The organism is Acetobacterium sp. (assembly GCF_039830195.1).
Classification (GTDB): Bacteria; Bacillota; Clostridia; order Eubacteriales; family Eubacteriaceae; genus Acetobacterium.
On record NZ_JBDODG010000005.1, the window covers coordinates 1 to 15,149 of the forward strand.

13 protein-coding genes are annotated in these 15,149 nt (G+C 44.9%); 8 read left to right on the top strand and 5 right to left on the bottom strand.

Features of this window, described 5'->3' with window-relative positions; all coding sequences use genetic code 11:
• Window positions 1-339 precede the first annotated feature (339 nt).
• Together ABGU93_RS00875 and ABGU93_RS00880 are read left to right on the top strand one after the other, a co-directional pair.
• Window positions 340-1,368 carry a DnaD domain protein gene (locus ABGU93_RS00875; protein ID WP_347411618.1) on the top strand — a complete coding sequence of 343 codons (1,029 nt, stop codon included), beginning with the start codon at window positions 340-342 and terminating at the stop codon, window positions 1,366-1,368.
• On the top strand, window positions 1,355-2,320 hold the full coding sequence (locus tag ABGU93_RS00880; protein ID WP_347411619.1) for an ATP-binding protein: 966 nt from the start codon (window positions 1,355-1,357) through the stop codon (window positions 2,318-2,320). Before ABGU93_RS00875 ends, ABGU93_RS00880 begins: the two co-directional genes overlap by 14 nt.
• 41 nt (window positions 2,321-2,361) lie before the next feature.
• On the opposite strand, the gene ABGU93_RS00885 is transcribed toward ABGU93_RS00880, so the two are convergent.
• Together ABGU93_RS00885 and ABGU93_RS00890 are read right to left on the bottom strand one after the other, a co-directional pair.
• On the bottom strand, window positions 2,362-2,970 hold the full coding sequence (locus tag ABGU93_RS00885) for a CheR family methyltransferase (RefSeq protein ID WP_347411620.1): 609 nt from the start codon (window positions 2,968-2,970) through the stop codon (window positions 2,362-2,364).
• Between the two features lie 85 nt (window positions 2,971-3,055).
• Window positions 3,056-3,811 carry a tRNA1(Val) (adenine(37)-N6)-methyltransferase gene (locus tag ABGU93_RS00890; protein WP_347411621.1) on the bottom strand — a complete coding sequence of 252 codons (756 nt, stop codon included), beginning with the start codon at window positions 3,809-3,811 and terminating at the stop codon, window positions 3,056-3,058.
• Window positions 3,812-4,335: 524 nt separating this feature from the next.
• Here ABGU93_RS00890 and ABGU93_RS00895 point away from each other — a divergent pair.
• Window positions 4,336-5,946, top strand: a complete 1,611-nt coding sequence (locus ABGU93_RS00895; RefSeq protein WP_347411622.1) for a hypothetical protein — start codon at window positions 4,336-4,338, stop codon at window positions 5,944-5,946.
• A gap of 110 nt (window positions 5,947-6,056) precedes the next feature.
• Here ABGU93_RS00895 and ABGU93_RS00900 read toward each other — a convergent pair whose 3' ends face one another.
• Complete coding sequence (locus ABGU93_RS00900) at window positions 6,057-7,175, bottom strand: G5 domain-containing protein (protein WP_347411623.1); 1,119 nt, start codon at window positions 7,173-7,175, stop codon at window positions 6,057-6,059.
• A 475-nt stretch (window positions 7,176-7,650) separates the two neighbouring features.
• Here ABGU93_RS00900 and ABGU93_RS00905 point away from each other — a divergent pair, with 475 nt between their 5' ends.
• Complete coding sequence (locus ABGU93_RS00905; RefSeq protein WP_347411624.1) at window positions 7,651-9,024, top strand: TrpB-like pyridoxal phosphate-dependent enzyme; 1,374 nt, start codon at window positions 7,651-7,653, stop codon at window positions 9,022-9,024.
• Window positions 9,025-9,090: 66 nt separating this feature from the next.
• Here the strand turns inward: ABGU93_RS00905 and ABGU93_RS00910 are convergent, their stop codons facing one another.
• Together ABGU93_RS00910 and ABGU93_RS00915 are read right to left on the bottom strand one after the other, a co-directional pair.
• Window positions 9,091-10,650, bottom strand: coding sequence for an ASKHA domain-containing protein (locus ABGU93_RS00910; protein ID WP_347411625.1), 1,560 nt, complete (start codon window positions 10,648-10,650; stop codon window positions 9,091-9,093).
• Between the two features lie 22 nt (window positions 10,651-10,672).
• A complete protein-coding gene (locus ABGU93_RS00915; protein ID WP_347411626.1) occupies window positions 10,673-11,026 on the bottom strand; it encodes a rhodanese-like domain-containing protein in 354 nt (117 codons plus the stop codon).
• Window positions 11,027-11,256: 230 nt separating this feature from the next.
• Between ABGU93_RS00915 and ABGU93_RS00920 the strand changes: the two genes are divergently transcribed.
• From ABGU93_RS00920 to ABGU93_RS00935, 4 genes are all read left to right on the top strand, one after another.
• On the top strand, window positions 11,257-11,928 hold the full coding sequence (locus tag ABGU93_RS00920; protein ID WP_347411627.1) for a response regulator transcription factor: 672 nt from the start codon (window positions 11,257-11,259) through the stop codon (window positions 11,926-11,928).
• 4 nt (window positions 11,929-11,932) lie between these two features.
• The gene (locus tag ABGU93_RS00925) at window positions 11,933-13,474 is read left to right on the top strand and encodes a HAMP domain-containing sensor histidine kinase (protein ID WP_347411628.1); all 1,542 of its coding nucleotides are present in this window, start codon (window positions 11,933-11,935) and stop codon (window positions 13,472-13,474) included.
• Between the two features lie 156 nt (window positions 13,475-13,630).
• On the top strand, window positions 13,631-14,422 hold the full coding sequence (locus ABGU93_RS00930) for a polyphosphate polymerase domain-containing protein (RefSeq protein ID WP_347411629.1): 792 nt from the start codon (window positions 13,631-13,633) through the stop codon (window positions 14,420-14,422).
• Between the two features lie 12 nt (window positions 14,423-14,434).
• Entirely contained in the window at window positions 14,435-15,124 is a 690-nt protein-coding gene (locus tag ABGU93_RS00935) for a DUF4956 domain-containing protein (protein ID WP_347411630.1), read from the top strand.
• Window positions 15,125-15,149 lie beyond the last annotated feature (25 nt).

The window sequence follows — 15,149 nt, forward strand, 5'->3', positions numbered from 1 at the left end:
CCTATTTAAAAGTGGTTTTAGCTGCTTTTGCTTTTGTTAACTGTCAAAGTCGGGAAAAGCATCCATATTTATTCCTTTCAGTGCAAGTGTATATGCAATATCCAATTGGTTATTATATCATAAGTTTCAGTTTTATCAAGAAATCTCGTGATTTTACGCCGTTTTTTTATCAGTAAACCGGTTTTTCTTATACTCTTTAAGAATTCTTTGCCCTGCTTAAAGAAAACAGGAATTCCTCACAAATTAAATGCGATGTGATATAATAACATAATTGTATTTATGCAATCTAAAAGTTTTTTAGCAAAAAAAGATTATCAATCCATAACTCGAGGTAAAACAATGAATCGTTTTGAATTAGTTTCCAGCCATGATGACCTGGGTGTCACGCCTATTGAGAATATTTTTATCAATCACTATATGCCCATGGCTCGGGGGGACTACGTGAAGGTCTATCTTTACGGCTTAAAGCGATGCTTCAATCAGGGTCTGACCCCCATCAGCAACGAAGATATCGCCAAAGATCTGAATTTATTAGAAACCGATGTAAAAAAAGCCTGGGATTATTGGGCTTCTGAAAAAATCATCGCCATTGAATACACCGGCACCAGGGATGCGCTGGTTCGTTTCTATAATATCACCGGTACTATTCTCTATAAAAACGAGACTATCCCGGAAACCACAGTTCCTAAAAACGCCCAGTCTTCCAACAGCATGGAGGACCGGATTCAAAGAATGTACACCACCATTCAGGATATGTACGAAAGCCGGACCATCACTAAAAAAGAAACCCTGCTGTTCAAACGCTGGCTGGATGAATACAATTTCACCCCGGAAGCCGTCATTCTGATTGTGGAGTATTCCATTAACATGATCAATAAAAAAGATCGCACCTTTACCCCGGCCCAGGTAGTTTCTTATCTGGAAACCGTCGCCAAGGGTTTTTATACCGCCCAGGTCCGCGATCACATCGAGGCTGAGGCCCATATTAAAGACTCCGCCCATAAACGTACCAGCTATTTCCAGATTTTCAAATATCTGGGCATCCAGCGAAACCCTATGGTTTCTGAGCGGCAGATGATGGATACCTGGTTTAATGACTATGGTTTTTCGATGGAAATCATTGTCCAGGCTTTATCTCGAACCAACAAACCCAATATGAAATATATTGATGGAATTTTGAAGAATTGGCACGAACAGGGCTTTAAAACCCTGGAAGACATTAAAAATGACAAACCGAAACCCAAATTTGATCATAAAGAGTCCCTTGAACCTATGAGTGATTCCCGTAAACAGGCTTACCTGGATATGGAAGTCGATTATGCCGAGGATTTATGGCCGGAACTGGAGATAAACGATGAAGACCTATAATGATGCCTTTGCCCTGCTGCAAGAAAAACAGAATGCCTATCAATTCAAACAGCGCAAAAAAAAGGAAGCCCTTTATGGTCAGATTCCCGAGCTATCTGATCTGGACAATCAAATCAACCGCCTGGGAGTTGCCTTGACCCGGGCTACCATCGCCAGGGAGCTGGATAAAACCGCCGCCATCCGTCTACAGATGAGCGAGATCGAGGCCAGAAAAAAAGCCCTGGCCGGAGAAAAGGCCCCCCTGCTGACCCACTCCTACTATTGTTCCCTTTGTCAGGACACGGGGATTCTCCCGGAGGGGATCTGCTCCTGTCTGAACCAGTGTCTGGCAGAGATCAGTTTTTCCAGCTATGACCTGAAAACCCGGGCCCAGCGGGAAACCTTTGAAACCTTTAACCCTGACTATTATTCTGATCAACCGATCGCTTCCGGATCTGCCAGCCATCGCTCTAATGCCCTCAACATTAAAAACAATATGCTGAAATATTGTCAGAATTTTGAAAATATTGAAGACCAGCTGCTTTTTACCGGACCGCCTGGGGTCGGCAAAACCTTTATGTCCAACTGCATTGTCAATAAATTGACCGAGAAAGGTTATGGGATTGTCTATGTCACTGCGGCTCACCTGGTCGCCAGCATTCAGGATCAGCTGTTCCGGGAGAAGAAAACCTCTACCGAAATTTATGAACCACTGCTGCTCTGCGACCTCCTGATCATCGATGATTTAGGGGCTGAATTTTCTTCAGAATACAGCCAGAAACAGCTCTATGAGGTGATTGACAGCCGCCTTAATGCCGAAAAAAAGATGATCATCTCCAGTAATCTGACGGTTCTCAAAATTAAGACACTTTATGACGAACGGCTTTCCTCCCGGATCTCCGGCAATTTTAAAACCATTCCCTTTTTAGGGGAAGACATTCGTATTCTTAAGGCCCGACGGGGCCGATCCTAAAAAAGGTGTCCGGACTGAGCTCCGGACACCTTTTGTTAATTCTAATTGCTGCGTTTCTGATAAATGCGGGCATTCGACACCACCGGCTCAAATTGATGTTCTAATTCGGCTGGCAGCTTCTGGGTTTGTTCCATGGCCAGATAGCCACCCTCCATCAGAGCCTCATAAAACATCCGGATCACATTAATGCGTTCCTGCTCATTAAAATGAAGCAAAACATTTTTACATAAAACCAATCCAAAGTCTTTCCCAATGCTGTTCAAGGTCAACAGATTATGCTTCTGAAAGGTTACCGCGCCCCGGATCTCAGCGGTGAGCCGATAAGAATCCCGGTTTTCAACCTTGATAAAATATTTTTCAAAAATTTCGACGGGCATCCGCTGCACCTGTTCCCGGGGGTATTCGGCGGCTAATATAATCTTATCAAAAAGGTCACTGCCGTCAATATCGGTTGCCTGTATTTTAACCTTTTCAAAATCACACTGATCCATCCGATCCCGCAGCAGCATCGCCAGGGTATAAGGTTCCGGTCCCATGGCACAGCCGGCATCCCAGATCTTAAGCTCCGGCTTTGAGCGAAGGTCTGGAATGGCGTGGTCGCAGATCAGTTCCAGGGTATGTAAATCTCTAAAAAAATAAGTAAATGCCATCGAACCCTCCCAATATTCTTTCTGTTTCGCAAAAGGCATGAGCGCCGGCATGTGCCCGGAACTATCAAAAATTTAATTTTACTGTTTATTCCGGCTTTTTCATCCCATAGATATCATAAATTTCCTGGGTGTATTCCCCATCTTCATGATAAACAATCAGCGGAGCATCTGTTTTCAACCCCGGCTTACCGCTTTTTCGCCCCTCAATCAAGACCAGATTGGCTTCTTTTTTAATAGACGGATAAACGAATTGCAAATGCTTGACCTCAATTTTATAAAACCGCATCAGTGAAATAATATCCCCCAGCCGCTCCGGCCGGTGAACCAGAAACAGGCGGCCCCGATCCTTCAACATCCGTTTGCTGAAAATGAGAACATCTTCAATGCTGCATAAAATTTCATGCCGTGATATTGTTTTTGTCTCACAATTGTTCTTGAGTCCAGCCTGGGCCCGCATATAGGGCGGATTACTGACCACTACATCATAAGTGTTGGGGAGAATCTCACTGCCCGGCTCTTTAATATCGCCGGCAATGATCTTGATCTGGGCTGATAACCCATTCAAAGCCATACTCCGTCTGGCCATTTCCACCAGAGGTTCCTGTATTTCCAGCCCGGTGATGGAGGCCGCCTTCGTTTTGCCATAAAGCAATAGTGGTATAATCCCCGTCCCGGTTCCCAGATCGATGATGTGAGGAGCCCCCTTTGTTCGCTGGGAAACAAACCAGGATAACAAAACAGCATCCATTCCAAAACAGAAATAATCCGGATTCTGGATTATCCTTAGATTTTTAAGACCTAAATCCTCGATTCTTTCGCCTTTTTTTAAAATGTTATCCACAATTAACTCCTTCTATACGTATAATTTAATAGTTTTCACAAATAATCAACAGACTTATCCACAATTTCGGCAGTTCTATCCACTATATGTGGATAAGTATTGTAAATACTCCACCTTTTCGCCAAAACTTCCCTAACCATGGGCTTTCATGATTATCTTTTTTTCAATCGATCTGTTGATTATTTTTTAATGACTTATCCACATATACACAGACATCCGTTGATACTTATCATCCAAATGATCAAAATCCGGTAAGCAGGCGGTTTAGACTTCTATTTACGATGTTTTTTGATATCATTGCCTGTTGATAAAAAATATTTTTTCTGAATTCATTGCCTTTTTTCGATTTTCCCTTTTATGTAAGCAAAATCTTTGCTATAATGTGTAGTTGTAGAGGACTATTTATAATTTATTATAATGATTCTCACGCCTCTAAAAGCTCCTTTATCATCCACGATTATGATGATAAAGTCAATGACCAAAAAATATTGCAATGAAATTACTTGCGAAAGCGATGGATACATATGAATAATGACAAAATCCAGCCGAGTAAATTGGATATTATTCTCGAAAAAAAACAGCATCTGGATACCACCATCCAAGAATGCGAAATACGAATTGATGCAAAGCTGGCTTCACTCATTGATGACGGTTTCATTTCCCGTGAAGTGAATGCTGAGGTCCTTGAAGCGGCCATTCAGGATCCCTACCAACCCGGTGAACATTTTCTTTCCGGTGTTGATATATCAGATGATGATGCTCTGGATCAAGCTGTTCTCAATTCCCGTCCTTTCGAAACTCGGACCAACCGGCTGGCATTTGATGGTGATCGTCTCACCAATCAACCATCGCCACTCAATGAATCGGCTGGCTTTTCCACCCCCATCGGCGAAATCGAGGATGATGAAGAGTTGCCCACCCTGTCAAAGATACTGGGTCGAACCACCCCCTACGCTTACGAATCGGAGCGCACCGCTTCCATTTCCAGGGTGTCCGTCGCATCAAACGAGGCTGATCAATCCACATCAAATACCGTTGATGCAATTCTCAAATCCAGATTTTCCGAAGTGACCGAACCACAGCCTCCTCCCGAAGCTGTTTTAGAAGCGCAGAAGCCCTCCCCACCACCGGTCCTTAAACAAGCGCCGGAGCCCCCTCCGGATAAACCGATTCTGACTGTGACAGCACCGGTTCAGGAAAAACCACTGCCGCCAGAAAAAAGAAAGGCGGCGAAGACCAAAGATAAGGCTGCCAAGCAGCAAAATACCAAACCACCTAAAAAAACAAACCACCTTCCCCTGAAAAAGCCCAGCTTTACCGATATGGTGCCGCCGCTTGTTTTTTTCTTTATGGGACTGATGGTTTTTGGCGCTTTTCTGATTTTCACCGCTTCAGAATTTAATTTTATTGACTACAGCGTGGTGTTTATTTTATTCACCTGTCTGATCTTTACGATTGCCATGCCCTACGGCGCCAGTATCTTTTTTATGATCTTGTTGCTATCCAGTTATGTGGTTTTATCGCTCATTTCTGTTTTCTACCTTGGCATTCCCTTTAAATTTTATCAGGTCGGCTGGCTGATCGTAATTCCGATGATTTTATGGAGTTCTGCCTTATTGATCAGAAAGGTTCGGGAGCTTTTCCATTTCAAAAAAAATCTGGAGCACCAGATTGCTTCCTACGATAATCTGGAAGAAAGTCCAGGACTAACCATTGAAAAAGCATATTACAAGGATCTTAAATATGCCATGGAACGCGCTTCCCGGGGTGAAACCATTCTGACCCTCGAAATGATTACGGTTCGCCATCTGGACGAACTTAAAACCATGAACGGTTCACGATTCTGGGACGAAATTCTCTATAAAACTTTAAAGATTATCAAGACCCATTGCTACAGCTCCCACCTAATTTATATTCTCGATGGCAGTGTTTTTAGTATTCTCATGGAAAACACCTCCGTCAAAAATCAATTGCTGATTAATCAGGAAATTACCGATGCCTTCAATGCGCTGATTTCGGAATATGAAGCGATTGAACCTGATGTGAAGCTTAACATCGCATCGATTCCCTACACCCGGGATATTACCAATCCCTTCGACTATCGTGCCCTGGTCTTAAGACATCTAAAAAATTAAAGCAGAAACCGCGTGAGAGGTTTCTGCTTTTTTAGTGCTCTTTTAGTGCCCACAAAAATGAAGATAAAAAAGGATGTGCCGCAGCACATCCTTTTTACGTTTAGTTCATTTTAATAAACAATATAGGCTTCCAGGTTCTGTCGTCCAAACTGTATACAGGCTTCGTAGGAATCCATATAAATATCGACAATTCCTTCGGTTACGGCTCCGCCCCGATCTTCAACGGTATAAGTGGTGCCCATAGCCGGGATGTAAATCTTAGTACCAAAGGGTAGGCCGCTCCAAGCTGCTACCGTGTGGTTGGCGGTTGGCATCACACCCGATGCAGTGGCATTTCCTGTTGCCGTATAGGCCGTACACTGGATCACCGTTTTTACCGCACCTTCGGGAATCGTATTAGTGGTAGTTGCCGGAGCCGGAGTTTCGACCACTGGCTCCGGCACTGCTGCTGGGGCTTCGGTAGCCGGTGTCTGAACCGCTGCCGGAGTTTCAACCACTGCCTGAGTTTCAGCTACCGGAACCGGGGCCACAACAACGGCTTTGGTCCCTACTTCGACAATTTCAGGAATCGGCGCAGTGACAATCTCATCGTAAATAATCTCACGTTTGACTTCCACACCATTTTCATAAAGCACCCGTTCAACCTGACTGGCTTCTCCGTCAACGCCAACCTGGACAACCTTGGTTTTGCCAGCTTCCATTTCCGGATTGTCTTTCTTTTGGGTTGTATAGGTAATGACCTGTCGGCTTGGCAGTTCAGCAACCTCAACCCGGATCACGTCAACTTCCTCCACATCTTCCAGGGCGGTTGACTGTCCCGGTTCGACCCGATCAAGGTCGCCCAGTTCAATCTTATACTCTTTAAGCAAATCGCCCACCGTTTTTGCTTCGGTCTGATAAATAATGGTTTTCCCAGCAAATGACAGTTCGCCACTGGCTTTGCTTTTCACTTCGATATTATCAACGGCAAACAGCACCGAGTTGGTATCAACATTGACGGTATATTGATCGCCCAGTTTTATGCCATTGTCTTCCAGCACCTCGCCGACATTCTGGAACATCCCGCCACTAAGCACTCTTTCCTTGTCATCAACGGTTACCTTAATTTCCTTGGCAAAAACAAAGGAACTGGCTGTTCCCACCACACAGGTGATGATCACGCTGGCCATACCTATTTTAAGAAGCGACTTCTTTCTTTTGTTAGGATTTTTATTCTCTTTTTCTATCATAAAACCTCCATTTCCATTTCAATCCTCAGATCGAAACTCCGTTTCGTTACAATTTCTTTACAAATCGATTGTACTTCATTTGCGGATAATTGTCAAGATTAGAATTTACTAATTGACTTTTCTTAATTTTTCATTTAGAATATATCTAATTAGATAAAAACAAACCGTTGATGCGGAGATAACGGTGGAAGATGCACTAACAGAGAGCGAGGTAGGCTGAGAGCCTTGCAGAACGCAATCCATCAAATGGACCGCTGAGGGCATGGTCAAAGGCTGACGCTGAGTATTCCATGACGTGACAACTACGTCAGTGTTGAGGAATATGTTAGTATTCTGCAGAGGCAGGTTTGATCCTGTGAAAAAAGGTGGCACCACGAGTCGTTATACTCGTCCTTTACTTTTAGTAGAGGACGAGTTTTTTGTATTTACAGGCAGCAGTCTGTAATGATTAACAACAGAAAGAAAGGAAACCGCCATGGAAAAGATACCTTATAAGATTTATTTAAGTGAAGATGAGATGCCGAAATCCTGGTTCAATCTCCGGTCCAAAATGAAGGAGCTGCCTGAACCTTTTGTAAATCCCGGCACCGGCGAATATTGCACCAAAGAGGAACTGCTGCCGGTATTCTGCGAAGAGCTGGTGGATCAGGAACTGAATACCACTGATGAATACATTGAAATTCCTGAAGAAATCCAAAGTTTCTACAAAATGTTCCGGCCATCACCGCTGGTTCGGGCCTATTGTCTGGAAAAAGAATTGGACACTCCAGCCGAAATCTACTATAAGTATGAGGGTACCAATACCTCAGGTTCGCACAAACTGAATTCTGCCGCTGCCCAGGCCTACTATGCCAAAAAACAGGGTTTAACCTCATTAACCACCGAAACCGGGGCCGGACAATGGGGCACCGCCCTTTCCATGGCCTGTGCCTACTATAATCTGGATTTGTCTGTTTATATGGTAAAGGTCTCGGCCGAACAGAAACCCCACCGTCGGGCCGTAATGGAAACCTATGGGGCCAAGGTAATCGCTTCCCCTTCTAACACCACCAACGCCGGACGAAAAATCTTAGCTGAAACCCCAGACACCAACGGATCGCTGGGCTGTGCGATCAGCGAAGCCATTGAAGTGGCCGTCACCACCGACAGCTGCAAATATGTTTTGGGCAGCGTCTTAAACCATGTCGGTCTGCACCAGTCCATTATCGGACTGGAAACCAAGATCGCCTGCGATAAGTATGACATTAAACCGGATATCATCATCGGCTGTGCCGGCGGCGGCTCCAATTTACTGGGTCTGATTGCCCCGTTTATGGCTGACCGAATTGAAGGCAAAAATGACATTGACTTTTTAGCTGTCGAACCAGCGTCCTGCCCATCTTTAACCCGGGGACGTTATGCCCTGGATTTTGGTGACACCGGGAAAACCACACCGTTGATTCGGATGTACACCCTGGGTAGTGGCTTTATGCCATCGCCCAACCACGCCGGCGGATTACGCTACCATGGTATGAGTCCGATTATTTCCAAGCTTTACCATGACGGCTACATCCGGGCCAAATCTTATACCCAAAATGAAGTCTTTGAGGCCGCCACTCAATTTGCCCGAATTGAAGGAATTTTGCCCGCCCCTGAGTCCGCCCATGCCATTAAAGCGGCTATTGACGAAGCGCTGGCCTGCAAGGCCTCCGGCCAAAAGAAAACCATCATCTTCGGCTTGACCGGCACCGGCTACTTTGATATGACCGCTTATATGAATTACAATGCCGGCAATATGACCGACTATGTTCCCACTGACGAAGATCTTCAAATCGGCTTTGACAGTCTGCCCCAAATCGAACAAAAATAATTCCCGACCAAATAAAGGCCGCCTGATAATGGCTATTTACCATTATCAGGCGGCCTGTTTTTTTGATTATCGCTGGCGTCCGAATTTTTTCAAGGCCGCCTTGACGGTGGGATAAAGATCAAAGTCGGTATGAGGTAGAAACCGGGAGGCATACATCCGCGAAATAAAATCGGTGGCGGCACCAAATTCCAGATATTCAATCCGTTCCTGGAGCATCGCGACCTCTTCCATTTTCTCGCCATTGGTTAACAGCGCAGTGGCCCCCTTTAACGAACTGTTTCCCAATGAAACAAAACGTTCTCTCGGCAAATCAGGATAAAGGCCAATGGTGATCGCCGACTCCAGATTGATGTAAGTCCCAAAGGCTCCGGAAATATATAACCGATCGACGTCCAGCGGTTCCACCCCCAGCCGTTCCAGCAGATAGCCAACCATGGTGCTGGCGGCGGCCTTGGTGTCGATGAACTGGCTCATATCACTTTGCGTAAAAAGGAGTTCCTGGCCATTGCCGGATTCTTCCCGGCTGGCGTACAGGACTCCATATTCGCCGTCACGAATAACGATCCGTGGCGATTTCTCGGGATTAAAGCGACCGGAAAAATCAATCCAGCCGTTTAACAGCATTTGGGCAATCAGGTCAACAATTCCCGATCCGCAAATGCCCAGCGGCCTGTGCCCGCCGATGGTCGTCAGGACAAGCTCATTCTCGGCGATCACAACTGAATCCACCGCACCGGCGGTGGCCTTCATGCCATTTTTGCTGATGCCGCCTTCCAATGCCGGTCCGGCGGCCCCAGCTCCGGCGACCAGAAAATGCTGATTTCCCAGCACCATTTCGCCGTTGGTGCCAATATCAATAAACAGGCCCAATTCTTCCTTTTCGTGCAGGCCAGCCACCAGCAAGCCGCTGACAGTATCGCCGCCTAAATAGTTAGCCACCGAGGGCAGACAATACAGATAGCCATCGGTGTTGATACCCAGCTCCCGGGCCTCCAGATACCCGGTATGGTTAAACACCGGCGCAAAGGGATACTCAAAGACCGGCCAGGGATCAATGCCCAACAAAAAGTGAATCATCGTGGTATTGCCGGAAACGACCATGATGGAGGATTCCTCCGCCTTGATCCCGGTTGTTTCTTCCAGCTGATGAAGCAGGCCATTTAATGTGCTGACGGTTGCTTGCTGTACCGCGATGAGGTGATCCGGTTTATTTTTGGCATAAAAGATCCGGCTGAGAATATCATCACCATACTGGATCTGGTCATTTAAGATACTTTCTTCACCCAGTACCTTACCGGTATTCAGATCGACCATTTTCATGGCCACTGAGGTGCTGCCTAAATCGACCGCTACGCCAAAATGACGATGCCGCTGATCCCCGGCTTCCAGTTCCACCAGTTCCCAGGTGGTACCGTTTTTGACCAGGGTCAGACTAATCTCCCAATTGGCCTCCCGGCACAGGGGGTATACTTTTTTCAGCAGGCGCCGGGAAAAACGCACCGCCCCGAATTCCCGGGTCAATGCGTTTAGAATACGTTCCTGATCACCAATGATATCCCCACTTCCGGGGGGTGATATTTTTAAAAACACCTTCCTGGTTAATGCTTGTATTTTATGATCTCCCATACCCACCTCATTTTTTCTTTATTTAATGGCTGCCACTCACGGTTTCGTATTTCCAACTACTGATGCCGCCAAGATTATAAACGTTCTGATACCCCATTTTAACCAATTGACTGGCGGCACTTTGAGATCTGCCGCCGCTTAAGCAATAGACAAAGATGGTGGTATTTTTATCTGGTAAGATTTGTCCCACCGCCAGAATATTACTCAGTGGCAGATTGATGCTGTTTGGAATATGCTGATTGGCATACTCGGCTTTTTCTCTGACATCGAGTAGTACAACCGGTTCATTGGCATCCAAACGTTTTTTAGCCTCATCTGGGGATATTCTTTTAACCGAATTTTTAGATTCTGATTTTCTTGATAATAAGTTTAACATAATAATACCTTCCTTTAAATCAATTATTGGTGTAAATTTTTGGTGTAAATTTTAACGCTTCTTGATTATGCTTATATCTTACCGGCTTTTCCGATTTTTTTCTGTGATAATGTCACATAAGCACAGGTTTTCTGAATAATTTTTCAGCCATTAATCAGAACCTGTTCACGCAATAAACACTTAGCAATATTATCCTATTTATATTATAATGAGCAAAAGAGGTGAAGTGGATGTATAAGATATTAATAACTGATGATGAAGAAAAAATCAGAGCACTGATAAAAAAATATGCAATTTTCGAAGGCCATACGGCAGTTGAAGCCTCCAACGGGATGGAAGCCGTAGAGCTGTGCCGCAAAGAAGCTTTTGACATTATTATTATGGATATCATGATGCCGGAGCTGGATGGTTTTTCTGCTGTCAAAGAAATTCGAAAAAGCCAAAATATTCCGGTGTTAATGCTTTCGGCCCGGGGTGAAGAATACGATAAGATTCATGGCTTTGAGCTGGGTATTGACGATTATGTGGTGAAGCCCTTTTCGCCCAAAGAATTAATGATGCGTATTGATGCGATTATGAAGCGGGCCGCCCGGGATCAGCCCCAGGAGCACGACATCTTTGTGAAAGACGGCCTGACCGCTGACTTTACGGCCAGAAGAATCCTCATCGATGACGAAAACATTGAGATGTCGCCAAAAGAATTTGACCTGATTTTTTATATGATCCGAAACAAAAATATTGCCTTGACCCGGGAAAAACTGATCACTGAGGTTTGGGGCTATGATTTCTACGGGGATGACCGGACCCTGGACACCCACATAAAATTACTCCGCAAAAGCCTCGGAGAATATGCCGGACTAATTACCACCCTCCGGGGAGTGGGCTACCGGTTTGAAGGTTAGGCCATTGAAAAGCAAGACATCATCCCCGAAAAAAAGCCGACTCCGTCAAATCAGTATCAAATGGAAGATTTTTCTTTTCCTGCTGGGCTTTTGCGGCGTATTACTATTGCTCCTATGGTTTTTTCAGGTGATTTTTTTAAACAGTTTTTACAAGGGCATCAAAATCAATGAAATTAAAGCCACGGCTAACACCATTGAAAAAAGTATCAATGATGAGGACATCGAAACCATCATCGCCACGGTTTCAGAAAACAACGATATCTGCATCAAAGTTTTGTCAAGTTCTGGTGAGACTATCTATTCGTCACATGTTGTCAAGGGATGTATCATCCACAGCAAGCCGGAATTTGATGAAAAAGCCCTCCATTCCGAGGTGACCAACAACGATGGCGAATTGTTTCAATATTATAATCATGATGGCTATACCAGAGAAACCGAACCGGAAACCGTCCCGAATTCCGATCCTGAGCTTTCTGAGACAACCGAGGTTCAAACAAAACCCCCAACCGCGGAAAAAGAAAAAGATAAGGATACCCTTATTTATTCTAAAACTATCGTCAATGCCAACAATGAAGAATTAACTCTGGTGCTCAACTCAATGATTTCTCCAGTAAATGCCACCGTTAATACCCTGCGGGTTCAGCTTTATTATATTACCGCTTTTATGATCCTATTTTCGGTTATCCTGGCCCTGATCATTGCCAAATGGATCTCCCGACCGATCGAAGCCATCAATAACAGTGCTAAAATGCTGGCTACCGGCGACTATTCCACCCGGTTTAAAGGCACTGGCTATCAGGAAATTGCCGAGCTCTCGGACACCCTCAACTATACCGCCAAAGAGCTGTCAAAGGTTGAGTTACTGCGTCAGGAGTTAATTGCCAATATCTCCCACGATTTACGGACCCCGTTAACCCTGATCAGCGGCTATGCCGAAGCGATGCGGGATTTACCCGATGAAAATAATTCCGAAAATGCCCAGATTATTGTCGATGAAACCAAACGGTTAACCACCCTGGTCAATGATGTCATGGATATTTCCAAGCTGCAAACCGGCAACATCAGCATCCATCGCCAACCCTATAATCTAACAGCCAGCCTGGGCGACTCGATTAACCGGATGAATAAACTGATGGAAATGGATGGCTACCAGATTGATTTTATTGCTGACCGGGATGTTACTCTGGCGGCCGATGAAACCCGGATTTCCCAGGCCTTTTACAACCTGTTGACCAATGCCATCAACTATACCGGCGAGGATAAAAAAATCACCGTCACCCAAACTATTTTCCCAAACCCGGCCGATGACCTGGCCGACTGGGTCAAAATAGAAGTGGCTGATTCCGGCGAAGGGATTGCCGAAGCAGACCTTCCCTACATCTGGGACCGTTATTACAAGGTCGATAAAACCCACAAGCGAGCGGTCACCGGTACCGGTCTGGGCCTGTCCATCGTCAAATCGATTCTCGATATGCACCACGGTGATTATGGCGTTACCTCAAAAATCAATGAAGGCTCGGTTTTCTGGTTTACTTTAAAAATTTAATACCGCTTCAAAAAAAGATGCACCTTGGGTGCATCTTTTTTTTATTTTCAGAACGTTCACAAAAAAAACACAAAGTTAACAAACGCTTAACAAACTGGTCGAGTATACTTTAGAAAAGCAGCGATATTAAATAAAAAACTTTATGGAGGTACTACCATGATCACGAAAACTTTTAAACGCTATGAAAATAAATATCAGTTAAACGAAAGCCAACTCAAACAACTGATGCCCGTGCTGCTAACTCAAATGAAGCCAGATGCTTACACGTCTAAGAATGACGGCTATTCGATTTACAATATCTATTATGATACTGACAACTACGACATCATCCGCCATTCTCTGTCCAAACCTTATTATAAAGAAAAACTCCGGTTACGGAGCTATGCCATCCCCAGCTCTCCCGACGATCAGGTTTTCCTGGAACTGAAAAAGAAAATCGGTGGGGTTGTCAACAAACGGCGGGCAACCCTCAGCCTCAACGAGGCCTCCCGCTTTATTTCTAGATTGGAATACCCCAAAGAAATCAATATCATGAATCAGTTGGTGTTGGAAGAAATTGAATTTTTCTTAAGAAACCATCCGGTCACCCCTAAAACCTACATCGGCTATGAACGGATTGCCTTTGTTGGAAAAGACGACCCGGAACTGCGGGTCACCTTTGACTACAACTTAAAAAGCCGGCAGCATAGTCTGTCTCTGGAAAAAGGGGATTTCGGACATTTTCTGATCCCGGCGGACCAATATCTGATGGAAGTCAAAATCCTCGGCGCGATTCCACTGTGGCTGACTCATGCGCTGACCGAACTGGAGATATACAGTAGCAGCTTTTCAAAATACGGAAAAGCTTATAAAGACTACCGCAAACAGAGTATTGGCAAACTGATCAACCTGCCGATTTACAGCAATGATCCGATCAACAATAAATTGACACCCTGTGTTAATAACTAAAGGAGCTTACCAATGATTGACTCTCTATTCTCTACCACCCTGACCGAAACCCTGACCATCCAAACGGCCTTAAGTGTCATTTTTGCATCTCTGTTGATGGGACTGTTTATCAGCTTTGTCTACACCCGCACCCGCGGTAAAGATGGTTATTCCCCCGGCTTTGTGGTCACCCTGATCATGCTGCCGGCAATAATTGCGATTATCATTCTGCTAGTCGGCAACAACGTCGCCCGGGCCTTCAGTCTGGCCGGAGCCTTTAGCCTGATCCGCTTCCGAAGCGCCCCTGGCGATCCCATTGATATCTCCTATGTGTTCTTCACCCTGGCGGTAGGTCTGGCCTGTGGTATGGGTTATATCTTATATGGCGCCATCTTTGCGGTTATTCTCTGTACCGTAATGGTCATCATCCACATCACCAAATATGGCAAACCGAAGCTTAAAAATATGCAGTTGAAAATCACCATTCCCGAGGACATTGACTTTCAGAACTGTTTTGATGATATTTTAAAAGAATATACCGTCAGTCACAAAATTCAACGGGTTAAAACCAGCGACTTCGGTGCCCTGTTCGAGATTATCTATTGCATCTGCCTGAAAAATGATGTGGATCAAAAAGCATTTATCGACAAATTGCGGTGTCGCAATGGCAACCTGAGCATTGTTCTGAATACTGAAATCACCGACGAAAAAGTTTATATTTAATTTTTCGTAAATATTTTTGCACTCT

Excerpts from the sequence above, each read along its gene's own strand:
- ABGU93_RS00875 (WP_347411618.1), top strand. The coding sequence starts at position 340 with ATGAATCGTTTTGAATTAGTTTCCAGCCATGATGACCTGGGTGTCACG.
- ABGU93_RS00880 (WP_347411619.1), top strand. The coding sequence starts at position 1,355 with ATGAAGACCTATAATGATGCCTTTGCCCTGCTGCAAGAAAAACAGAAT.
- ABGU93_RS00885 (WP_347411620.1), bottom strand. The coding sequence starts at position 2,970 with ATGGCATTTACTTATTTTTTTAGAGATTTACATACCCTGGAACTGATC.
- ABGU93_RS00895 (WP_347411622.1), top strand. The coding sequence starts at position 4,336 with ATGAATAATGACAAAATCCAGCCGAGTAAATTGGATATTATTCTCGAA.
- ABGU93_RS00900 (WP_347411623.1), bottom strand. The coding sequence starts at position 7,175 with ATGATAGAAAAAGAGAATAAAAATCCTAACAAAAGAAAGAAGTCGCTT.
- ABGU93_RS00905 (WP_347411624.1), top strand. The coding sequence starts at position 7,651 with ATGGAAAAGATACCTTATAAGATTTATTTAAGTGAAGATGAGATGCCG.
- ABGU93_RS00910 (WP_347411625.1), bottom strand. The coding sequence starts at position 10,650 with ATGGGAGATCATAAAATACAAGCATTAACCAGGAAGGTGTTTTTAAAA.
- ABGU93_RS00915 (WP_347411626.1), bottom strand. The coding sequence starts at position 11,026 with ATGTTAAACTTATTATCAAGAAAATCAGAATCTAAAAATTCGGTTAAA.
- ABGU93_RS00920 (WP_347411627.1), top strand. The coding sequence starts at position 11,257 with ATGTATAAGATATTAATAACTGATGATGAAGAAAAAATCAGAGCACTG.
- ABGU93_RS00930 (WP_347411629.1), top strand. The coding sequence starts at position 13,631 with ATGATCACGAAAACTTTTAAACGCTATGAAAATAAATATCAGTTAAAC.
- ABGU93_RS00935 (WP_347411630.1), top strand. The coding sequence starts at position 14,435 with ATGATTGACTCTCTATTCTCTACCACCCTGACCGAAACCCTGACCATC.